Annotated in this window: 21 protein-coding genes; 12 read left to right on the top strand and 9 right to left on the bottom strand. The window is 62.7% G+C overall.

What is annotated here, in order from left to right; all coding sequences use genetic code 11:
* Nucleotides 1–2 precede the first annotated feature (2 nt).
* The 4 genes from J9788_RS15775 to J9788_RS15760 are packed head-to-tail and all read right to left on the bottom strand — an operon-like array spanning nt 3 to nt 3,644.
* Nucleotides 3–800 (bottom strand): MoaF C-terminal domain-containing protein, encoded by a 798-nt coding sequence (locus J9788_RS15775; RefSeq protein WP_182265249.1) that lies wholly within the window; start codon nt 798–800, stop codon nt 3–5.
* 10 nt (nt 801–810) lie between these two features.
* Nucleotides 811–1,593 carry an SDR family NAD(P)-dependent oxidoreductase gene (locus J9788_RS15770; RefSeq protein WP_046688188.1) on the bottom strand — a complete coding sequence of 261 codons (783 nt, stop codon included), beginning with the start codon at nt 1,591–1,593 and terminating at the stop codon, nt 811–813.
* Nucleotides 1,586–2,176: a DUF3156 family protein gene (locus J9788_RS15765; RefSeq protein ID WP_182265248.1), complete on the bottom strand. Its 591-nt coding sequence runs from the start codon at nt 2,174–2,176 to the stop codon at nt 1,586–1,588. The genes J9788_RS15770 and J9788_RS15765 overlap by 8 nt, the downstream gene beginning before the upstream one ends.
* A complete protein-coding gene (locus tag J9788_RS15760; protein ID WP_182265247.1) occupies nt 2,151–3,644 on the bottom strand; it encodes an APC family permease in 1,494 nt (497 codons plus the stop codon). Before J9788_RS15760 ends, J9788_RS15765 begins: the two co-directional genes overlap by 26 nt.
* Nucleotides 3,645–3,740: 96 nt before the next feature.
* Between J9788_RS15760 and J9788_RS15755 the strand changes: the two genes are divergently transcribed.
* From J9788_RS15755 to J9788_RS15735, 5 genes are all read left to right on the top strand, one after another.
* Entirely contained in the window at nt 3,741–3,938 is a 198-nt protein-coding gene (locus J9788_RS15755) for a hypothetical protein (RefSeq protein WP_182265246.1), read from the top strand.
* Between the two features lie 328 nt (nt 3,939–4,266).
* Nucleotides 4,267–4,914: a LuxR C-terminal-related transcriptional regulator gene (locus tag J9788_RS15750; protein ID WP_033651375.1), complete on the top strand. Its 648-nt coding sequence runs from the start codon at nt 4,267–4,269 to the stop codon at nt 4,912–4,914.
* Nucleotides 4,915–5,054: 140 nt separating this feature from the next.
* Nucleotides 5,055–6,242, top strand: coding sequence for an MFS transporter (locus J9788_RS15745; protein WP_182265245.1), 1,188 nt, complete (start codon nt 5,055–5,057; stop codon nt 6,240–6,242).
* Nucleotides 6,239–7,351 carry a class II histone deacetylase gene (locus J9788_RS15740; protein ID WP_046898056.1) on the top strand — a complete coding sequence of 371 codons (1,113 nt, stop codon included), beginning with the start codon at nt 6,239–6,241 and terminating at the stop codon, nt 7,349–7,351. Before J9788_RS15745 ends, J9788_RS15740 begins: the two co-directional genes overlap by 4 nt.
* Nucleotides 7,352–7,445: 94 nt before the next feature.
* Nucleotides 7,446–8,252, top strand: a complete 807-nt coding sequence (locus J9788_RS15735) for an alpha/beta fold hydrolase (protein ID WP_182265244.1) — start codon at nt 7,446–7,448, stop codon at nt 8,250–8,252.
* A 39-nt stretch (nt 8,253–8,291) separates the two neighbouring features.
* Here the strand turns inward: J9788_RS15735 and J9788_RS15730 are convergent, their stop codons facing one another.
* From J9788_RS15730 to J9788_RS15720, 3 genes are all read right to left on the bottom strand, one after another.
* Nucleotides 8,292–8,657 carry a cupin domain-containing protein gene (locus J9788_RS15730; RefSeq protein ID WP_015376517.1) on the bottom strand — a complete coding sequence of 122 codons (366 nt, stop codon included), beginning with the start codon at nt 8,655–8,657 and terminating at the stop codon, nt 8,292–8,294.
* Nucleotides 8,658–8,675: 18 nt separating this feature from the next.
* Nucleotides 8,676–9,977 carry an FAD-binding oxidoreductase gene (locus tag J9788_RS15725; RefSeq protein WP_182265243.1) on the bottom strand — a complete coding sequence of 434 codons (1,302 nt, stop codon included), beginning with the start codon at nt 9,975–9,977 and terminating at the stop codon, nt 8,676–8,678.
* Nucleotides 9,978–10,078: 101 nt separating this feature from the next.
* The gene (locus J9788_RS15720; RefSeq protein ID WP_046898053.1) at nt 10,079–10,837 is read right to left on the bottom strand and encodes a helix-turn-helix transcriptional regulator; all 759 of its coding nucleotides are present in this window, start codon (nt 10,835–10,837) and stop codon (nt 10,079–10,081) included.
* Between the two features lie 229 nt (nt 10,838–11,066).
* On the opposite strand from J9788_RS15720, the gene J9788_RS15715 reads away from it, so the two are divergent.
* Nucleotides 11,067–12,194, top strand: coding sequence for an iron-containing alcohol dehydrogenase (locus tag J9788_RS15715; RefSeq protein ID WP_182265242.1), 1,128 nt, complete (start codon nt 11,067–11,069; stop codon nt 12,192–12,194).
* Nucleotides 12,195–12,332: 138 nt separating this feature from the next.
* Here J9788_RS15715 and J9788_RS15710 read toward each other — a convergent pair whose 3' ends face one another.
* Nucleotides 12,333–13,076 (bottom strand): metallophosphoesterase, encoded by a 744-nt coding sequence (locus tag J9788_RS15710; protein ID WP_052759943.1) that lies wholly within the window; start codon nt 13,074–13,076, stop codon nt 12,333–12,335.
* 96 nt (nt 13,077–13,172) lie between these two features.
* Here J9788_RS15710 and J9788_RS15705 point away from each other — a divergent pair, with 96 nt between their 5' ends.
* Both J9788_RS15705 and J9788_RS15700 read left to right on the top strand, forming a co-directional pair.
* Nucleotides 13,173–14,195 (top strand): type IV toxin-antitoxin system AbiEi family antitoxin, encoded by a 1,023-nt coding sequence (locus J9788_RS15705; RefSeq protein ID WP_046898051.1) that lies wholly within the window; start codon nt 13,173–13,175, stop codon nt 14,193–14,195.
* Entirely contained in the window at nt 14,149–14,973 is an 825-nt protein-coding gene (locus J9788_RS15700; protein ID WP_182265241.1) for a nucleotidyl transferase AbiEii/AbiGii toxin family protein, read from the top strand. Before J9788_RS15705 ends, J9788_RS15700 begins: the two co-directional genes overlap by 47 nt.
* A gap of 3 nt (nt 14,974–14,976) precedes the next feature.
* Here the strand turns inward: J9788_RS15700 and J9788_RS15695 are convergent, their stop codons facing one another.
* Nucleotides 14,977–15,906, bottom strand: coding sequence for a LysR family transcriptional regulator (locus tag J9788_RS15695; protein WP_046898049.1), 930 nt, complete (start codon nt 15,904–15,906; stop codon nt 14,977–14,979).
* A gap of 135 nt (nt 15,907–16,041) precedes the next feature.
* Between J9788_RS15695 and J9788_RS15690 the strand changes: the two genes are divergently transcribed.
* The 4 genes from J9788_RS15690 to J9788_RS15675 all read left to right on the top strand — a co-directional run bounded on the left by J9788_RS15690 (nt 16,042) and on the right by J9788_RS15675 (nt 21,515).
* The gene (locus tag J9788_RS15690) at nt 16,042–17,382 is read left to right on the top strand and encodes an aspartate aminotransferase family protein (RefSeq protein ID WP_042783621.1); all 1,341 of its coding nucleotides are present in this window, start codon (nt 16,042–16,044) and stop codon (nt 17,380–17,382) included.
* Between the two features lie 10 nt (nt 17,383–17,392).
* Nucleotides 17,393–18,901, top strand: coding sequence for a CoA-acylating methylmalonate-semialdehyde dehydrogenase (locus J9788_RS15685; RefSeq protein ID WP_182265240.1), 1,509 nt, complete (start codon nt 17,393–17,395; stop codon nt 18,899–18,901).
* Between the two features lie 125 nt (nt 18,902–19,026).
* Nucleotides 19,027–20,403, top strand: a complete 1,377-nt coding sequence (locus tag J9788_RS15680; protein ID WP_046898046.1) for an APC family permease — start codon at nt 19,027–19,029, stop codon at nt 20,401–20,403.
* 2 nt (nt 20,404–20,405) lie between these two features.
* On the top strand, nt 20,406–21,515 hold the full coding sequence (locus J9788_RS15675) for a P1 family peptidase (RefSeq protein ID WP_182265239.1): 1,110 nt from the start codon (nt 20,406–20,408) through the stop codon (nt 21,513–21,515).
* The last annotated feature ends 29 nt before the right edge of the window (nt 21,516–21,544 follow it).

The following is a 21,544-nucleotide window of genomic DNA, read 5'->3' as shown; positions in this document are numbered from 1 at the left end:
GCCTATCCTCGCGGGTGGCGCGTGGTGTTCAGCACCTGCGCATGGGCGCCCACCGCAAAATTGCTCAGCGCGCTGAAATCGCTGCCCTGATAGCCGAGGATCTTGCCGTCGGTGCGCATGCCTTGCAGATCGATCATCACCACACCCAGCGTCGGAATGATCTTCTCGCGCCAGACGAACAGATAAAGCTGCTCCGCCACCTTCACGTAGTGGCAGCGATCGACGTCCGCCAGCCCCTTCTCCACCCCGTCCAGACACTGCCAGGCGTAGAAGTTGTCGTTCAGGTAGATGTGCTCGTACCGCTCGGTCGGGCTGTAGGTGTACATGTTGCGCATGCCGATCAGCTCATCGGTAAAGCCCGGCGGCGCCACGTCGGCGTCATCCAGCGTGCCGAAGCGGAATTCGGCCTCGACCGCGGTCAACGGCAGTCCCTGTTCCACCCGGCTGAAGGCGTCGAGCCGCGCCTGCGCTTCGTCCGGCAGTTGGCCGTATACCGCGGTGAAGTTGCCCTGATTGCGGTCGCACACCAGCGTAATGCTGGCGTTGGCGCGGGCGGGATCGAGAAAATCGATGAACAGCACGCCAGGGCGAATGCTGGTGGCGCGATAGGCGATACCGCGCCGCTCTCCCCACTCCAGCGTCTGCTCGTCGGTAAACCGGCAACGCTGCGTCGCGCCGTCGCTGAAACGCAGCATCAGCGTGATGCCTGCCAGGCCGTGCTGGCGTTCCAGCGTATTGCTGTGCGGCGCAAAGCCTTCCGCCAGCGCGCCAACCTGAATGAATACCGCTTCTGAACTCATGGAATGCTCCTTACAGGGAAGTGAAAGCCAGGGTCGGCACATCGACAATGGTGGAGCCGCCGTCGGCCACCAGCGTCGCGCCGGTAATGATTGAAGCTTCGCTGGAACAGAGGAACCGGCAGACTCGGGCGATCTCCTCTGCGCTGGCCGGCCGGCGCAGCGGCACGTCGCGGCAGACCATCTGGTAAGCCTGCTCCAGCGAAATCTGATGGGCGTCCATCAACAGCTGCATCTCTTCGTCCGCCATCGGCGTGGTCACCCAGCCCGGGCACACCGCGTTGGCGCGCACGCCCAGCGGGCCATAGTCGCGGGCGATGGAGCGCATCAGGCCGATCAGCGCGTGCTTGGCGGTGACGTAGCCGCAGACCTCTGGCCCGGCGGCCAGTGAGGCGATAGAGGCCACGAACAGCAGGTTGCCGCCGCTCTTGATCAGTTCCGGCAGGCAGGCGCGCGCGCTGGCGAAAGCGCTGTTGAGGTTGCTGTCCATCGCCCCTTGCCACTGCGCGTCGCTCATCTCGGTAATGCGCTTGAAGCCCATGCCGCCGGCGCTGCCGATCAGGCAGTCGATGCGCCCGGCGTCGCGCAGAATGGCCGGCAGCAGCGTGTGGGCCCAGCTCTCGCCGCTGGCGGCGTCGCCCACCAGCGCCTGCGCGCCGATCTCTTGCGCCAGCGCCGCCAGCGGTTCCGGGCGGCGGCCGATGATGAACACCCGATCGCCCTGCGCCGCCAGCAAACGGGCGCAGGCGGCGCCGACGCCGGTGCCGCCGCCAGTAATCACAACCACTCTATTCATGATTCAGCTTCTCCATCAGTTGGCCGATCATCAGCAGGCTGCTCAACAGCAACCGCCGCTGTTCAGCATCCAGCCGCAGATAGCGGCGCCCGGCCGGCACGCGGCTGACCACCTCCGAGGCGGCGAAATGCTCGATATCCGCCTGCCAGCGCCCGTCGTTCACCGTCAGCCGCACGCGGCGAAAATCCAGCTGCGCCAGCGTCTCGCCGATCTGCGGGTAGCGCAGCAGGCCGTCCAACAGCCGCTGCGCGGCCGCATGACGCTGGCGCAGCAGATAGCGCACTCCGCGCCGCCGCAGCCAGCCGCCGGCCACCACGTCCAGCGTCAGCGGGGGCTGCGCTGCGCACGAACCCTGCAACCGAAAGCGGTGGCTGACGATATGCGCCATAAACAGCCCCTGCACCTGTTCGCTGACCTCGATCTGCGGCCCCTGCGGCAACGTCAGCCGCAGCAGGCCCGGCGCCAGGCGTTCGCACGCGTAGGGTTCCAGGTTACGCGCCAGACGATCCAGCGCGGCGCCCGGCCGATAGCCCGACGGCGCTCGCCGCCAGGCGCGATTAAGTGAGGGAAGTAAGCCGATCAAACTGCGCCTCCTCGTTTTCGCCCTTGGCGAACGCGTTCTCCAGCACCTGCTCGACCGGCACCGGCTTGAACGGATTCACTTTCTGCACGCACAGCGTCCAGAACAGCGCATAGGCGGCGGTCAGGCCGATCATCCAGCCGAAGGGAATGTAGACGTCGCGCGGGTTCATCCCCGGCGGCGTGATGTAGACGATGGCCAGCACGATGCCGACGCTGGAGACGATCTGCGGCAGCGGGAACCACGGCGATTTATAGGCGCGCGGCAGATCGGGGCGGCGCAGGCGCAGCAGCACCACCGAGCAGGTCACCAGCAGGTAGGCCACGCCCCAGGCGCACACCGCCGCCAGCACCAGTGGAATGATCCTGTCGAGGTTGCCCTGAATGGCGAAGGCATGTACGCAGGGGATCAAGACCGCCACCAGAATGCCGACCACCGGCGTCTTAAAGCGCGGGTGCAGATAGGCGAACATGCGCGGCAGCGCGCCGTCCAGCGCCATGCCGTACAGAATGCGCGGCACCGCCGCCATCAGCGTGTTGATGGTCGCCGCGCCCGCCAGCAACAGGCCGACGCCCAGCCAGTATTTGCCGAACTGGCCCATCACCTGGCCGGCGAACGCCGGGATGGCCATCGGCGTTTCCAGCAGACGCGTGCCGCTGGCGGCGTCGATCACCACGTTTTCCACCTGGTGGCTGAGCGCCGCGCCGTACAGCGCCATGCACACCGCCACGCCGCACAGCCCGAGCGCCATGGCGCGCGGGATCACCCGATCGCAGCGTTTGATCTCCGGCGCCATCGGCGTCACCAGCTCACAGCCGACGAACATGAACATCGCCATGCCGATCAGGCTGAATACCGCGAAGGGATCGTTCAGATCGAGCGTGCTGCCAAACCAGCCCTCGAGCGGCACCGCATGCGGCGACAGCAGCCCGACGATGCCGAAAATCACCAGCGTGCTCCACATGGCGAAGGTCAGCACGATCTCCGCCTTGCCGAAGGCCTCGATGCCGAACGCATTGAGCAGGCCGAACACGACAACCAGCCCGACGCCGACCATCCAGGAGGCGTTGTGGCTTTCCATCAGGGTGTTGAGGTGCTCGAAGTTCACCAGCGCCATGATGCCGGAGAGAATGGTCTCGGCGGTGCCGGCGAAGATATGCACGATCAAGTAGGCCGACAGCGCGCCGGTGATGGCGAAAAAGCGCCCCATGCCGCAGGAAATGTAGTCGTAAACGGAACCGGAGGTCGGCAGCAGCGCCGCCGCTTCGGAGAAGGTGGTGAGCTGCGCCTGCATCATGACAAAAGCGATCAGCATCGCCAGCGCGAAGGTGTCGCCGCCGATGCCGAAGCCGCTGGTGACCGTCAGGATCACCGGGCTGGCCATGATCACCCCGACCGAACTGGCCAGGGTGGTGGGAAAGCCGACCTTGCCTCGAGCCAGGTGGGCGTGCAACCGCGACGACAGGTTCATGGTTATTTCCTCTTATAGTTTTGGCCTGATGCATGCAGGTGCTTGCAGGTTTTTCACCGCCAGCGGCGGTCATCTCACTATAGAGAGGAAAGGAAAATGCTGACTATCGTCCTTAAGGACGAGACGCTTTCAACCTGCGGCCGCGCTCACGGCGGCGCGCTCGCTCAGCATGAAGCGGCTCGGCTCAACCCAAGCAAGGTCATCATTTTTTCGTCTTACACGTTTGGTGCCGACTGGCGCTATCTTCAATGCGCAATACAGGAAGCGGCGGAAAAGCCTGGCTATCGTTCTTAAGAACGAGGGGCAGCGGAAGCGACGTCGGCTGTAGCACGCGCGCAGCGGCGAGGGCCTCCCCCGGGCAGGCGTTGAAAAGCGCTGTAAATTCAGCGGGAAAAACGTCGAATTATTTCATTAACCTATTAATGAAAATCGCGATAAATCCGAACAAAAAAGCCCTGATTAGTGCAGTGTCATCTTGTTATTTCTGTGTTTTATTGCAATCGGCCTCACGTTGTTAATATGTTTTTATTGTGTTGCCAAATTGCTACAACTATGCTTGTATCGTTCATATATTGACCGCCAACATTCTCCAGATTGAACGATAAAGGGAGGAATACGAATCATGCACAGCACAGCATCCGATGCCTTTATCAACAGTTGTTTGGCGACCATCACGCACCTGATCCCGGTGTCCGCCGGGGTGTTTTATCTGGTCGATCGCGACCTGCGGCCGGATCACTACATCCTGCACGGCATGCCCGATAAAACGCATCAGCAATACCTGAACCACTTCCAGCAAATAGACCCGCTGCAGCCAGCCAACTTCCATCGGCAAGACATCACCATGGTCGGCATGAGCCCGGCGGCGATCGCCGACAACCGCCGCTATTACCACGACTTTATGCTGCCGAACGACATGCGCGACATGACGGAGATTTTCATTCGCCAACGCAAACGCATCGTCGCCGGGGTGTCGTTGATCCGCGATACGCCGTTTACCGAATTGGAGCGCGGCCGCCTGCGCGCGGTGCTGCCGCTGATCGAGCTGGCGACGCGCGATCTGCTGCCCGACAGCGAGGCGCAGCTGCTGACCGCCAAGGAACAAGAGATCGTCAACCTGGTGCGCGAAGGCGCCAGCAATAAGCGCATCGCCCTGAAGCTGGGCATTTCGCTGTCCACGGTGAAAACCCATATGCGCAACATTTTCGCCAAAACCGACGTGGTGAACCGCACCGAACTGGTCGCCGGCGGCTTTCTCGCCCACGGTTAACGCCCGATAACGGCCGCCGCTGCCGGCGGCCGGAAAATAACGCCAAAACGTATTCGCCATTTATGGCGCGGCTCCCCCCTGCCCGCAATCGGGCCGGGCGGGATATTTCATCGTCACTCAACGCTTGGGGAATAAGGTTTATGTCCAGTGATTCGGTTTCCGCGCCCGCCGCCGGCGCGGCGCTCCCCTGCCCGCCGCGGCTGCTGACCGCCATTATCGTCTTCGCCGCCATCGCGCCGGGCATTCTGATGACCGCCCCCGCCGTGGCCGCCCAGCTCGCCGCGCAGTGGCAGCTCGGCCCGGCGCAGATCGGCCGACTGTTCTCCACCGAACTCGGTGCCATGAGCCTGGCCACGCTGCCGGCGTGGTGGTGGATCGGGCGCATCAACTGGCGACGGGTCGCTACGCTGTCGGCGCTGGTGTTTATCGCCGGCAACCTGGCTTCGGCGCTGGTGCAGGACTTCACCCTGCTGCTGCCGCTGCGCTTTATCGCCTCGCTGGCGGGCGGCACCCTGATGATCCTGTGCATCACCTGCGCCGCCGGCACCGCCAATCCCAGCCGGGTCTATGCCTTCTGGGTGCTCGGCCAGCTGGTGCTGGGCGCAGTGGGGCTGCTGGCGCTGCCGCCGTTGTTCGCACACTTCGGCCTGATGGCGGTCTACCTGATTTTGGCGGCCATCATGCTGTGCTGCCTGCCGCTCATCCCGGCGTTTCCCAACGGTTTCACCGCCGCACGCAGCGCCCGCAGCGGAGCCGCCGCCTCGCCGGCGCGCAAGCTGTGCGCCGTGCTGGCGGTGCTGACCTTTTACATCAGCCTGAGCGCGGTCTGGACCTTTATCGGCGGCATCGCCGCCGGCGCCGGGCTATCGCCGTCCCACAGCGGCCAGGTGCTGGCCGTCGCCACCTTGCTCGGCATCGTCGGTGCGGGGGCCGCGGCGATGATCGGCGCGCGCTTCGGCGGCGAGCGCCCGATCGCGCTCGGTTACGCCCTGCTGCTGGCCAGCGTGGCGCTGCTGACTGGCCAACCCTTGCTGTTGCGCTTCGCCCTGGCGGCCCTGCTGTTCAAATTCACCTGGACCTTCGTGCTGCCATTCATTCTGGCGCGGGTCGCCGGGTTGGATAACGACGGCAAGCTGATGAACGGCATCAACCTGGTGATCGGCGGCGGCATGGCCATCGGCCCGACGCTGGCCGGCTATCTGATCGAATATTCCGGCGGTTTCAACGCCTTGCTGTTCGGCGCGCTGGGCTGTGCGCTGCTGTCGCTGCTGTTGATTTCGCTGGCTTCACCGCGCGCACCGCGCCGTATAACAGGAGGAGAAAGGTGAAAAGAACAACCGGTTTCTTGTTTGATGAACGCTGTTTCTGGCACAGCACCGGCCTGCACGCCACCACCCTGCCGGTCGGCGGCTGGGTGCAACCGCCCTCGGGCGCCGGCCATGCCGAATCGCCGGAAACCAAACGGCGCATGAAGAACCTGATGGACGTGTCCGGCCTGTCGCGCCAGCTCACCCTGCTGAGCGCCGAACCGGCGACGGAAGAAGACCTGCTGCGCATCCACCCCGCCCACTATCTGCAGCGCTTCAAACAGGTGAGCGACAGCGGCGGCGGCCTGCTGGGGGAAGAGGCGCCGCTGGGGCCGGGCAGCTATGAAATCGCCAAACTCTCCGCCGGGCTGGCCTGCGCGGCGGTGGAGGCGGTGCTGCAGGGTGAGCTGGATAATGCCTATGCGCTGTCGCGCCCGCCGGGCCACCACTGCCTGCCGGATCAATCGATGGGCTTCTGCTTCCTGGCCAATATCCCGATCGCCATCGAGCGCGCCAAGGCCCGTTACGGGCTCGGAAAAGTGGCGGTGCTCGACTGGGACGTGCACCACGGCAACGGCACCCAGCACATCTATTGGCGGCGCGGCGACGTGCTGACGCTGTCGCTGCATCAGGACGGCTGCTTCCCGGCGGGCTATTCCGGCGAACGGGATCGCGGTGAAGGCGACGGGGCGGGCTGCAACGTCAACGTGCCGATGCTGGCCGGCGCCGGCGACGACGGCTACCTGCACGCCATGCGGCGCATCATCATCCCGGCGCTGGAAAAATTCGAGCCGGAGATGATCATCGTCGCCTGCGGTTACGACGCCAACGCGCTCGATCCGCTGGCGCGCATGCAGCTGCACAGCGACAGCTTCCGCGCCATGACCGCGCTGGTGCAGGAGGCCGCCGACCGGCTGTGCGGCGGCAAACTGGTGATGGTGCATGAAGGCGGCTACGCCGAATCCTACGTGCCGTTCTGCGGGCTGGCGGTGATGGAACAGCTGAGCGGCGTGCGCACGGAAGTGCTGGATCCGCTGCTGGCGTTCATCCAGCAACAGCAGCCGCGCGACGCCTTCAACCGCTTCCAGCGCGAGGCGCTCGATGCGCTGGCGCGCCAGTTCGGCCTGTAGTTCCCTCTCAGCGGGCGCCGCACCCGGCGCCCCTGACAACCTCGCCGCCAGCCGCTACGCTGAAGGGCAACCCTACCACCATGAGAACAATAACATGTCCGAACAAACCGTCAGCTTTATCAAAGGCCGTCACGGCGACATCGCGGTGCACGACTGGGGAAACGACCAGCCGCGCTATCTGGCGCTGCTGGTGCACGGCTACGGCGAGCACCTCGGCCGCTATCAATACGTGGCGCGCACGCTGCAGACGCAGGGCGCGCGGGTGTTCGGCCCCGACCATCTCGGCCACGGCCTGTCGCAGGGCGAACGCGTGTTGATCGAAGATTATGACGCCGTGGTCGACGACGTGCAGCGCGTGGTCAGCCATTTCCGGCGGCAATATCCCACCTTGCCGCTGGTGGTAATCGGCCACTCGATGGGCGGCATGATCGCCACCCGCTACGTGCAGCGCCATGGCGAGGAAGTGCGCGCGCTAGTGCTGTCCGGCCCGCTGCTCGGCGACAGAACGGCGATTTCCGATCTGGCCGAACTGCCGACGATCCCCGACGCGCCGCTGGATACCGCCACCCTGGCGCGCGATCCGGCCGTCGGCGTGGCCTATCAGGAAGATCCGCTGGTGTGGCACGGGCCGTTCAAACGCCCCACTCTGCGCGCCATGCAGCGGATGCTCGCCGCCATCAACGCCGGGCCGGGGTTCGGCGCGCTGCACACGCTGTGGATCCACGGCGACGACGATCGGCTGGTGCTGATGAGCGAAACGCAAACCGCGCTCGACCGTCTGCGGGGCGACGACTTCGAACAGCTGATCAACACAGGCGGGCGGCACGAGAGCTTTAACGAAACCAATAAGGATCAGATCCTCAAGCGGGTGACCGATTTTATTGCGCGGGCGTTAGATTAAGGCGTTCCCCCTCAGCGGGCTGAGGGGGACATGACGGCGTCAGCCCTCGACGATGGCGAGGTAGTGTTTGACGAAGCGATCCGAGGTGATGTCCCAGCGCACCGGGGTGCCCTTTTCGACGAACCAGGAGTCGCCGGCCTGATACTGCACCGACTCGCCGGTGCGTTCGTTGGTCAGGGTGGCGCTGCCTTCCCACACCGTGGCGTGCTCGGCGAACGGGTACTCCATCACGAAGCTGCCGCGGGTGCAGCTGAACACGCCGCAGTTCAGGTTGTCGGTCGGTTCGCCGAAGATGCTGGCCACGCCGACGTTCGGCGTGCCGGCGATCACCGTGGCGCCCAGGTTGCTGACGCTGCCGATCTCCAGCAGTTCCGGCAGCGGTTGTTTAAGCAGTAACGGTTTCATGTGATTCTCCTCTGAGGGTTAACGGCGGCCTTTCCAGTAGCCGGATGTCTGGTGCCAAACCTTGCCGGCGGTGGTCATCACCCGCCGCAGCTTGTCCTTGCCGAAAATGTTGACGTGCGGGATCGAGCTCATCAGATCGTAGCGATCGGATCCTTCGCTCATGCCCTCCGCCAGCACCTTGCACACGATGTGGCTCGGCGTCACGCCGAAGCCGGAGTAGCCCTGCACGTAAAACACGTTGTCGCGATCCGGCAGTGTGCCGATCTGCGGGAACAGGTTGGCGCTGCAGCAAAGCGGGCCGCCCCAGGCCAGATCGATCTTCACGTCTTTCAGGTACGGGAACACCTTCAGCATCAGATTGCGGTTCCAGGCCTTGAGATCCGACGGGAAATATTCGATCAGGCGGGTGGCGCTGCCGAACAGCAGCCGGTTTTCGTTGGTCACCCGGTAATAGTCGATCACCGGGCGGATGTCGCTGTAGGCGCCGCGGATCGGGCTGATCTGACGGATCAGATCGTCAGACAGCGGCTCGGTGGCCAGCTGGAAGGCGTAGGTATTGATAGTCTTGCGGTAGATCTGCGGCTCCATGCCGTTGAGGAAGCCGTTGCAGGCCCACAGCATTTTGTTGGCGCGCACCGAGCCCATGGCGGTGCGCACCGTGATGCGCGGCCCATACTCGACGTTGAGCACGCTGCTGTTCTCGAAGATTTTCACCCCGTAGCCGCTCAGCGCCTTGGCCTCGCCCAGCAACAGGTTAAGCGAATGCACGTGGCCGCCGCCCATGTGTTTCAGCGCGCAGGTGTAGGCGTCGGAGCCCACCACCTGCTTCACCTCCGCCCCGGTGTAGAGCTCGATCTCCTCCTGCGGCGCCACCGCCCTGAACTCCTTCAGCCAGCCGCGCAGGGTCTTCTCCTGGCGCGCGTTGCTGCCGAGGTAGCCGTAGCCGAAGCAGAAGTCGGCGTCGATGTCATATTTCTTGATGCGCTCGCGGATAATGCCGGCGCCGAGGTTGCTGATCTTGAAGATGGTTTCCAGCCCGGCCGGGCCGACGTGGCGTTTGATCTTCTCCAGATCGTGGCCGATGCCGGCCATCACCTGGCCGCCGTTGCGTCCGGTGCCACCGTAGCCCAGATAGCGGCCCTCGAGAATGGCGATATTGGTGATGCCCTTCTCCGCCAGCTCCAGCGCGGTGTTGATGCCGGAGAAGCCGCCGCCGATGATCACCACGTCAACGTCCAGCTCCTCTTCCAGCGTCGGGAAGCGCAGATCGTATTTTTTGGTCGCCGCGTAGTAGGTTAAGGACTCGATTTCGTTGTTCACTGCCGCACTCCCGATTGCCTATGCCATGACATCGGATTATCGGGAGGCGGCAGCCGTGCCGCTATGTCCCCTTAGGGACATTCGCTACAAAAAATTAACATTCACGCGCTGCGCCGCTGCGGGGCGGCCAGCAGCAGGCTGAACAGTTCGGCCTGCGAACCGATGTTCAGCTTGCCGTAGATGTTCTTGCGGTGGTTTTTTACCGTGCCGAGGCTGATGAACAGCCGGTCGGCGATCTGCTGCGAACCGCAGCCGGCGAGGATCAGATCGACAATCTCGCGCTCGCGCGGCGTCAGCAGATAGCGCGCCTGAGCGCCGTCATCGTTCACCGTCGCGGCCTCGGCCGGCGCCGCCACCACTTCGCCGTGCAGCCGCGCCACGCTTTTCACCAGCGTCAACGCGCTGCGCAGATCCGCCCGCTGCGGGTAGCGCACCGCCACCGTGCGGCGCGCCGAACCGAAAAAGACGCCCAGCCCGCGCTCCGGCGTCAGCTGCAGCAGCACGCCGGCCTCGTCGTGCCAGCCGGTCTTGCGATAAAAATTACGGTAATAGTCGCTGTGATAAAACCCGCAGGGTGCCAGCTGGCGCAGCGTGAGCACCTCGCCTTCGCCGCCGTCGTTCAGCGCGCGGTAAAACGGATCCTGCAGGTAGGCGCCCTGCTGGTAGAGCTGATTGACCGCGTCGCTGTTTTCGCGCTCGGTTTTAATCAGGCAGCGCGGCGGCCGGCCGCGTTCGAAGGCATAGACGATGGCGTTGTCGAAGGCGAAAAACCCTTCCAGCCAGTTCAACAGGCTGGGATAAAAGCGTGGGCTGGCCACCGCATCGATCACCGCAGACAAGCGTTCAACCTGAATTTCCATACCCGCCTCGCCATTATTAACACATTAACAATCTACCGATTTCGGATGGGGTTGGCCGCACGACGGCCAGTACTGTTAAAAAAAGCATCCGCAGCGCCGAAATGCAAGAACGCGATCGTTTACATGTTAAACAACTCACAGGTTGCCGCGGCGGGGAAAGCGGTGGCCGCTCCGCGCCCGCTGGCTTATGCTGTGGCATCGCGCCCCGCAACGCCGTCAAGGAGACCTCATGTCCGTCAGCCACATCATCGCCAACCGCCAGACCTGGTTCGGCCACGGCAGCATCCAGCAGCTGCCGCCGCTGCTGCTTGCCGACCCGCAGCCGACGCTGCTGTTCAGCTGCCGCTCTTTTCTCAACGGCCCGGTGTACGCCGGCCTGCGCGAAGCGCTGGCACCGCTGTTCATCGGCACCGAAATCGTCAGCCATGAGGCGTCGCCGCAGGAAATCGACGCCTGGGTGGCGCGCTGGCGCGGCCAGGCGCGGCGCGTGGTGGCCATCGGCGGCGGCAGCGTGCTGGACGCCGCCAAAGCGTTCTCCGCGCTGGTTGAGCACCCGCTGCCAACGCTGCGCTATATGGAAAAGGTGGGCGACAGCAAAATCAGCGGCGCCACCCTGCCGCTGATCGCCATTCCCACCACCGCCGGCACCGGCAGCGAGGTGACGCAGAACGCGGTGATCACCGATACCCAGGTCAGCAAGGTGAAAGCCTCGCTGCGCCATAACAACTTCGTACCGCACACCGCCATTCTCGATCCGCAGCTGCTGGCGGGCGCCCCGGACAAGGTGCTGGCCTACTGCGCCATCGACGCCTTCACCCACCTGTTCGAGGCCTATCTGTCGAAAACCGCCGGCACCATGACGCGCGATATGTCGCTGAGCGGCATCCGCCACTTCCTCGCCGCCTGGCCGGCGCTTAACCGCAGCGACGCGGCGCGCGAAGCGATTATGCAAGCTTCCTACCTCGGCGGACTGACGCTGAGCGCCGCCGGGCTGGGGGTCATTCACGGCATCGCCGGCGAGATCGGCGCGCTGCGCGACTACCACCACGGGCAGGTCTGCGGTCGCCTGCTGCTGCCGTTCCTCGCCCTATTGGAAAGCAGCGAACAGCCGCAGCAGCGCGCGCTGATGGCCGAGCTGGCCGCCAGACTGTACCCGCACTGGCAGGGCAGCCCGGAGAGCTACCTGACCGATTTCATCACCCGCCACGCCATCGCGCCGTTCTGGCAGGACGATTTGCCGATTTCCGGCCAGGAATTGGCGGTGGCGCTGGAGAAATCCAACAGCAAGAATTCCTGGATCGACTATGCGCCGGCGCAGCGGCAACGGATGATCGAAGAGGCGTTTCGCGTCGAATGATTATATAATCAGATCAACGCACTAGCAGGAGTTAAGGAAATGGGCATCATCGGCTGGATCTTCGCCGGCATCGCGGTCGGCATCCTGGTCGGCGCGCTGATCAGAATCTTCGGCAAGAAGAAAGAACAGTAAGCGACTTTAAGCAGCATCAAATGCCTGCTCGACAATACCGTCTTTTCTCAACAAATAGCGGCGGTGTGTTCCCAGTTCGAGCAGGCAAAGCGCCCCATGGTTGGCGATATCAAACGCACCATAATCCAGGTTGCACATATTGCCCAATTGGCGCGCGCCTTCACCTGGCGTATGCCCGCACAGTACATAACCGACATCCATTATTGGCCCATCGTATTTGGCACGGTTACGCCGGCGCCCAAAAAGACAGCTATGCGTACTCACCGGGTCTCCAGATTTCAACCCTGTAAGGAACGTTTCGAGGCAATCTATTTCAGGAGGCACCTCAGCATGAATCACGCAATAATCGACTTGAGCGACGGTGAGTTTAATCACCCAAGGGAGCATCATGGCGAGCTGCTGGCAGCGGTACCGCATCGCATCGTCCAGTTCAAAAAACCAATCTCCGCCCATCATCTTCCATCTCTGCGCGATCTCACTTTGCCGCTGGCTCTCGGTCGCTTGCCTATAATCAAGCAGCACTTTCTCATGATTGCCCAACACAGAAAAAAACCAGGGCTGCTCAAGTAATGTCAGACACCCCAAACTGTTCGTACCACGATCGATTAAGTCACCCACGGCGACCAGACGATCACGGCGTGTGTCGAACCCGACATGCTCAAGCAGCACACGTAACTCATCCAGGCAGCCGTGCAGATCGCCAACGGCAAAATCTCGCCCCTGTTCATTCTTGGCCAATTCGGTAATCATCCTTCCTCACCTGTCGAGTAATCACTTGCAGCACACCTCTTTTGTTCATAATATTATTTTGTTCACGACTCATGAACAAAAGGAGAGCATGAACAAATGTCTAAACCAGGAACCGAAGATGCGCTTTTGACCGCAGTAAGCGAAAATTTGCCGACCAACCTGCGCCTGACGGTGAAACGCTCTTCGAACAACGAGGACTACGACGGTCTGGCAACCCTGACTGTCGGACGCGATCAAACCTTTGACTTCAAGATAGAGATAAAATCGATTCACCGGAAAGAAAATCTCTTTCTGCTGAAAAAAGCATGGCACGACAATGCAACAGATCAACGCCTGCTCATCTGCCCTCACCTGACCGCCGCTCAAGCCGAGATTTGTGAAGAACTGCGCCTCAATTTCATTGATGCCGCCGGTAATGCCAGCATCGTAACTAAAGGGCTGTTTCTGCGTATTTCCGGCAAAAAGCCGGTTAAATCCCTCACTAATAGTGATAATAGTGCAGCCAGAATCAGTGAAGGAACACTAAAACTGCTGCTGGTGTTGTTAAACGACGAACAGGCGATCAATGCAACCTATCGTGAACTCTCCGCCGCTGCCGGCATATCGCTGGGCATGGTCAGTAAGGCGTTCGAGTATCTGGAAAGTCAGCGTTATTACCGCAAATCGAAAGGCGGACGCAGATTACTGTCACCTGAATCGCTAACGGCACTTTGGCTTCGTGAATATGCCGTCATGATCCGGCCAAAGTTAAAAAGGCTCAATCTGGTAGCGCCAACAAACTGGCAAGACCTGACGTTGAAGCCAAGCGAGATTTGGGGAGGAGAAGCGGCCGCGGCGCTGCTAACCGAAGGTTATCTTTATCCCGAAACCCTGATGCTGTTTACCCATACCCCATTGCAGCAGCGTAGAAAGGAGCTGGGTATGCATCCTCAGCAACATGGCAGCCTGCAAATGACCGGTGCATTCTGGGGTGAGACGCTGAAACTCTCTCTACGTTCTCAGGCCATGCTCAGCATCGCTGAATTACTCGCCAGCCGAGATAGCCGTAATCTCGAAGTCGCCAGGATGATAAATGACAAGTACCTTGGTCTTACAGACAGCGCTCTCTTCAGAGACTGAAAAGCTGCTCACGAAAATTGCCACCGTTTGCGCGCAGCAAAATGTGGCTTTTTTCGTTGCGGGCGCAACGGCACGCGAAGTGCTGATACATCATATCCATGGCCGAAAGCCTGGACGCAGGACCAGTGACATTGATATCGCCATCTTTGTCGATGATTGGCCGTCGTTTACGGAACTGCAGGCGGCTTTCATCGTCGAAGGTGCAACAACCACAAAAGGCAACCCGCACCATTTTATCTGGGCGGAAAACCACCTGGATATCATTCCTTTCGGCGGCGTAGCGGAAGAGAATAAAATCGCCTGGCCTCCCGACCGAGCGATAGTCATGAATGTCGACGGCTTCCGGGAAGCCTTTGAGCATACGGTCGTCGTGCGCCTGTTTAACGGTGCCGAACTGCCGTTTTGCTCTTTACCGGGGTTAGCCATGCTAAAAATTTTCGCCTGGCAAGCTCGCGGACATGGGAACGGGAAGGACGCCATCGACCTTTTCACCATCATTAGCGAATATGGCAACATTGAAGAAGAACGCATTTGGGACGCCCCGCTTGAAGAGGATGACCTGGACGCGGATCCGGAGAGAATGGGTGCATTTCTGCTTGGTCTCGATATTGCCGCACTTCTGCAACAAAGTTCACACGGCATTACTGCCGCTCAATTATTGTCGCTGCAAAGCCATAAAATTGTCGATGCGATTGTCTCGCAAAATACCCGGGAAACCCCAGAGCGCATTGAACAACTGGTCGAGGATTTTTGGCGTGGCATCGCGTTCAGGGAGTAATCCTCATTCCATTCCGTGGGCCGCCAGCAGGCACTCATGGAACAGCTTCACCACCCGTTGCGGCACCGGCGAGCGGCGCAGCACGCTGGAATATTCGCAGTGATAGCGGAACAGCGCCGGTTTGATCGCCCGCATCAGGTTCTGCGCCACAAAAAACGCCGCGTAATGATCCGGCAAAAAGCCGACGTATTTGCCGGACAGAATTAACGTCGCTATCGATTCCTGCGCAAATCCCGTCGCCTTGCGATGCAAATGTTGCTGCAGGCTCAGTTCCATATTCGGCGAATGGTAGCCCAATCCGGCGAAGGCATAATTGTGCAGCAGATCCCAATTTAATGTTTCATGACTGGCGGAAAATAATTCATGCTGCGCGCCGCAATATAAGAACATCCTCTCACTGAATAACGAATGATAAGATAAACTTTCCGCGCTGCGGTGCATGGGAATAACACCAACCTGAAATTGCCCGTCAATAACGCCACGTTCAATGGTATTAATCGGCTCCACGTACATTTGCAAAGAAACCTCCGGCGCGCGCTCGCTGAATAACGCGATCGCCCGGCCGATCTGCGCCTGCGGATTGCTGACCGTATGGTCGAATATCGCCACGTGCAGCTGCCCGCCCATGCGCTGGTGCACCTCGTCCACCCCGCGCCGGAAGGCCTCGGTGGCCGCCAGCAGGTTGACGGTTTCCTGGTAGATAATCAGCCCCTCGTCGGTGACCGCAAAGCCCTCGCGCCCGCGCTGGCACAGCGTCAGGCCCAGCCGCTGCTCCAGATCCTTGATGTGCTTGCTGATGGTCGACAGGCTGATATTCAGCTCCAGTTCGGCGGCGCTCATGCCGCCGCAGTCGACCACGGCCTTGAATACCCGCAGCAAACGCAGATCCATATCCGACAATTGTCCCAGCAACGCGCGCTTTTTTACTTGCATAAAACCTTAAGTAAGTTTCGACATATGATTATTCACAGTAGAGAACAAGCGGTACATAGTCAATTTCGTACAACAATTCGTTAACAACTCATTTTATTTAATTAATCGCACTTATTTTCCTGCCCGGAGGAAAACATGGCCGCTGAAAATTATTCGCTTAATCGTCTCGATGCCGAAGGGTTAGAAGCCCATTGGATGCCTTTTACCGGCAACCGCAATTTTAAAGCGCAGCCGCGCATCATTACTCAGGCCGCAGGGGCGTATTACACCAGCCACGACGGCAGAAAGATTTTCGATGGCCTGTCCGGATTGTGGTGCTGCGGATTGGGGCACGGTCGGCAGGAAATCACCGACGCCGCCCAGCGCCAGTTGGCGACGCTGGATTACTCGCCGGCGTTTCAGTTCGGCCACCCGCTGTCGTTCGAGCTGGCCAACAAAATCAAGGCGCTGACGCCGGCGGGGCTGGATTACGTGTTCTTCACCGGCTCCGGCTCGGAAGCGGCGGACACCTCGCTGAAAATGGCGCGCGCTTACTGGCGCGCCAAAGGCCAGGCGGGCAAAACCTGCTTTATCGGCCGGGAAAAGGGCTACCACGGCGTTAACTTCGGCGGCATCTCGGTCGGCGGCATCGCCGGCAACCGCAAGACGTTCGGCGCCGGCGCCGAGGCGGACCATCTGCCGCACACCCTGCTGGCCGGCAACGCCTTTTCGCGCGGCATGCCGCAACAGGGGGCGGAGCTGGCGGAAGAGCTCAACCGCATCATCGCGCTGCGCGACGCCTCGACGATCGCCGCGGTGATCGTCGAACCGTTCTCCGGCTCCGCCGGGGTGATCGTGCCGCCGGTCGGCTATCTGCAGCGCCTGCGCGAGATCTGTACCCAGCATGACATTCTGCTGATCTTCGACGAAGTGATCACCGCCTTCGGCCGCTGCGGCGCGATGACCGGCGCCGAGGCGTTCGGCGTCACGCCGGACATCATGAACATCGCCAAACAGGTGACCAACGGCGCGCAGCCGATGGGCGCCGTGGTGGTGCGGCCGGAGATCTACCAAACCTTCATGAACGGCGGCGAGCCGGACTACCAGCTCGAATTCCCGCACGGCTACACCTACTCAGCCCACCCGGTCAGCTGCGCGGTGGCGCTGGCGACGCTGGACATCCTGCAGCGCGAACAGATGGTGGAGCGCGTACAGGCGCTGGCGCCCTACTTCGAGCGCGCAGTGCACAGCCTGCAGGGGGCCAAACACGTCGCCGACATTCGCAATATCGGCCTGGCGGCCGGCATCACGCTGGCGGCGCGGCCCGGCGAACCGGCGCGGCGGCCCTTTGAAGCGGCGATGCGCTGCTGGGAAAGCGGGTTTTACGTGCGCTACGGCGGCGACACCCTGCAACTGGCGCCGCCGTTCATCAGCAGCGAAGCGCAGATCGATGCGCTGATCAACGCCGTCGGCGATGCCCTCAACGCCACCGAATAAGGAGCGAACCATGACCATTACCCATTGGATCAACGGCGAACCCGCCGCCGCCGGCGAACGCAGCCAGCCGGTTTACGACCCGGCCACCGGCCAATCGGCGCAGGAGGTGCTGCTGGCCGATCGCGCCACGGTGGAGCGCGCCATCGCCGCCGCCGAGCAGGCTTACCCCGCCTGGCGCGACACGCCGCCGCTGAAGCGCGCGCGCATCATGATGAAGCTCAAGGATCTGCTGGAGCAGCACGCCGACGCCATCTGCCAATTGATCACCGCCGAGCACGGCAAAGTGCTCAGCGACGCCCTGGGCGAACTGCAGCGCGGCATCGAGAATATCGAATACGCCGGCTATGTGCCGGAACTGCTGAAAGGCGAACACAGCAAAGAGGCGGGCCCGGGCATCGACAGCTGGAGCGAGTTTCAACCGCTCGGGGTGGTAGCGGGCATCACCCCGTTCAACTTCCCGGCGATGGTGCCGCTGTGGATGTGGCCGATGGCGGTCGCCTGCGGCAATACCTTCGTGCTGAAACCTTCCGAGCGCGTCCCTTCCGCCGCGCTGTATATCGCGCGGCTGGCGGCGGAGGCCGGGCTGCCGCCGGGCGTGCTCAACGTGGTCAACGGCGATCGCGAAGCGGTGGAGACGCTGCTGCATGACGGACGCGTGAAGGCGATAAGCTTCGTCGGTTCGACGCCGGTCGCGGAACACATCTATCACACCGGCTGCGGCCAGAACAAACGGGTGCAGGCGCTGGGCGGCGCCAAAAACCACGCGGTGGTGCTGCCGGACGCCGATATCCCCGGTGCGGTCGGCGCGCTGATGGGCGCGGCGTTCGGCTCCTGCGGCCAGCGCTGCATGGCCATCCCGCTGGTGGTCGCGGTGGGCGACGGCACCGCCGACGCGCTGATCGCCGGGCTGCGGCAACAGATGGCCGCCATGCGCGTCGGCCCCGGCAGCGACAACCGCAACGACATGGGGCCGCTGGTGACTCAACAGCATTATCAGAAGGTGAAAGGCTATATCGATCAGGGCGTGGCCGAAGGCGCCGAGCTGCTGGTGGATGGCCGCGAGCTGAGCGTGACAGACGCCGACGGCCGCCCCAGCCAGGGGTACTTCCTCGGCCCGACGCTGTTCGACCACGTGACGCCCGACATGCGCATCTATCAGGAGGAGATCTTCGGCCCGGTGCTCGGCGTGGTGCGCGCGGCGTCGCTGCCGGAGGCGATGGCCTTGATCGACGCCCACGAATACGGCAACGGCACCTGCCTGTTCACCCGCGACGGCGAAGCGGCGCGCTACTTCTCCAGCCGCATTCAGGTCGGCATGGTGGGGATCAACGTGGCGCTGCCGGTGCCGGTGGCCTACCACTCGTTCGGCGGCTGGAAGCGCTCGCTGTTCGGCGATCTGCACGCCTACGGCCCGGACGCGGTCAGGTTCTACACCAAACGCAAGACCGTGACCCAGCGCTGGCCGGCTTCCGGCGATGCCCGCCGCGCCAGCTTCAGCTTCCCGTCGGGGCAGGGGTAACACATAAGAACAATAAACTTCCGGGGAGCAAAGCTCCCCGGCATTTCGCGCTCTCCATTTGATTTCTGCGTACAGCCTGTGCAGCAAAACAATTACTCACTCACACGTTAATGGAGTCGTTAACCATGCAAGAGTCCGCCCCTGAACACACTTTCAAAGGCAATCTCAGCGTCCTCGACGTGGTGATGATTACCGCTTCCGGCGTGACGCCCGCCAGCTCGATCTTCGTCATCGCGCCGCTGGCGATCGCCAGCGCCGGCAGCGGCGCCTTTCTGTCGTTTCTGATCGCCGCCTGCGTCGCCGCCACCATCGCGCTGTGCTATGCCGAGCTCGGCGCCGCGCACCCCAGCGCCGGCGGCGAATACAGCATCATCAAACGCCTGTTCGGCACCCTGTGCGGGTTGCAGACCTATCTGTTTATTCTCAGCGCCGCGCTGTTCGTGCCGGCGGTGCTGGCCACCGGCGCCGTGCCCTATCTGAATACCGCGCTGGGCACCTCATTCGACGCCTCCACCGCCGGCATGATCACCGTGCTGATCGGCGGCGCCTGCGCCATTTTCAACATCAAGGCCAACGCCCTGCTGACCGGCGCCTTTCTGGTGGTGGAAGTGGCGGTGCTGGCGCTGATCGCCTGGCTCGGTTTCAGCCATCCGCATCAAAGCGCGGAGATCCTCACCGCGCCGGTGATGCTGGACGCGCAGGGCAGCCTGGCGCCGGTTTCGCTGCCGCTGATCGTCGCCATGGTCGGGGTCGCGCTGTTCTCCTACAACGGCTACGGCGCGGCGGTGTACATGGCGGAAGATATGCGCGAGCAGGGCAAACCGATGGCGGTCGCGATCATGCTGACGCTGGTCATCGTGGTGCTGGTGGAACTGGTGCCGTTCACCGCCCTGCTGATCGGCTCGCCGTCGCTGGCGGAGATGGCCAAACAGGCCGACCCGGTCGGTTATGTGGTCACCCAGCTCGGCGGCCCGACGCTGGCGCGGGTGGTGAGCGGCGCGATTTATCTGTCGGTATTCAACGCCATCATCGCCATCGTGGCGCAGTTCAGCCGCATGATGTTCGCCAGCGGGCGCGACGGCTTCTGGCTGCCGACGTTCAACCGCGCGCTGAAAATCATCCACCCGCGCTTCGGCACCCCCTGGATCGCCACCCTGCTGTTCGGCGTCCCCTCGGCGCTGCTGGCGTTTTGCTCCGACCTCGAATCGCTGACCTCATTCACCGTGATCCTGCTGCTGCTGGTGTACATCATCATGGCGGTGGCGGCGCTGATCAGCCGCCGTCGCCGCCATTTCCATCACCCGTACCTGATGCCGCTGTGGCCGCTGCCGGTGGCGGCGGCGCTGCTGTGCTGCCTGTACGTGCTGTGGACGATTTTGATCGCCAGCAGCCTGAAAGACTTTATTATCATTGCCGGCATCATCGGCTTCGGGCTGGCGCTGAACCACTTGCGCGGCCGCCAGACGGCGCCCCTCGCCACCCCCTCAATAGAAGGAGAATAACCATGACGCAGCGCGCTCAGGATCTGGGCATCACCATCGGCCAGGGCACGCCCGGCCCGCTGAACGCCATCACCGACGTGCCCGGCGTGCGCGTCGGCCATGCCAGCCTTCATGCCGATTTGGCGGACGGGCGCAGCGTGCGCACCGGCGTGACGGTGATCGAACCGCGCCCCGGCTCCGCTCGCCACGCGCCCTGCTTCGCCGGCGTGCACGTGCTGAACGGCAACGGCGACGCCACCGGCCTGGAATGGGTGCGAGAAGCGGGCCTGTTGACCAGCCCGATCGCCTTCACCAACACCCACAGCGTGGGGGTCGTGCGCGATGCGCTGATCGCGCTGGAGCGTGAAACGCTGCCCGCGAGCGACAACGCGGTGTACTGGAATATGCCGGTGGTGATGGAAACCTTCGATGGCCTGCTCAACGACATCAACGGCTTTCACGTCAAGGCCGAGCACGTACGCCAGGCGCAGCAGGCGGCCCGAGGCGGCTTGCCGCAGGAAGGCGCGGTCGGCGGCGGCAGCGGCATGATCTGTCATGAGTTCAAGGGCGGCAGCGGCACCGCATCGCGCCGCTTGCCCGCCGATCAAGGCGGCTGGACGGTGGGCGCCATCGTGCAGGCCAACCACGGCAAACGCGAGTCGCTGCTGGTGGGCGGTTATCCGGTGGGCCGCCACCTGGGGCATATCCCCTCGCCGTTCACGCCGCAGTTGCCGCATCCCGGCATGGGCTCCATCGTGGTGGCGCTGGCCACCGACGCGCCGCTGCTGCCGCACCAGTGCGCGCGGCTGGCGCAGCGCGCCAGCATCGGCATCGCCCGCACCGGCGGCGGTACCGAGGATTCGAGCGGCGATATCTTTATCGCCTTCGCTACCGGCAACGACGGCCTGCCGCCCGCCGACTACGCCAATAAAGGCGCTTTCACCACACCGCTGCGCATGGTGAACAACGACTACATTTCGGCGCTGTTCGCCGCAGCGGCGGAAGCGGTGGAAGAGGCGATCGTCAATGCGCTGCTGGCGGCCAATACCGTCAGCGGCAACGGCCATCGGGCGGAAGGGTTGAGCGCCGAACAGCTGGTGACGGCGCTGGAGAAGGCCGGCTGGCGGCGGTAAACAACGCGGGGCGCGGGTTAACGCGCCCT

Source organism: Serratia sp. X10 (assembly GCF_017811775.1).
In the GTDB taxonomy this organism is placed as follows: Bacteria; Pseudomonadota; Gammaproteobacteria; order Enterobacterales; family Enterobacteriaceae; genus Serratia; species Serratia ureilytica.
This window is presented reverse-complemented; position numbering and strand designations above follow the sequence as displayed.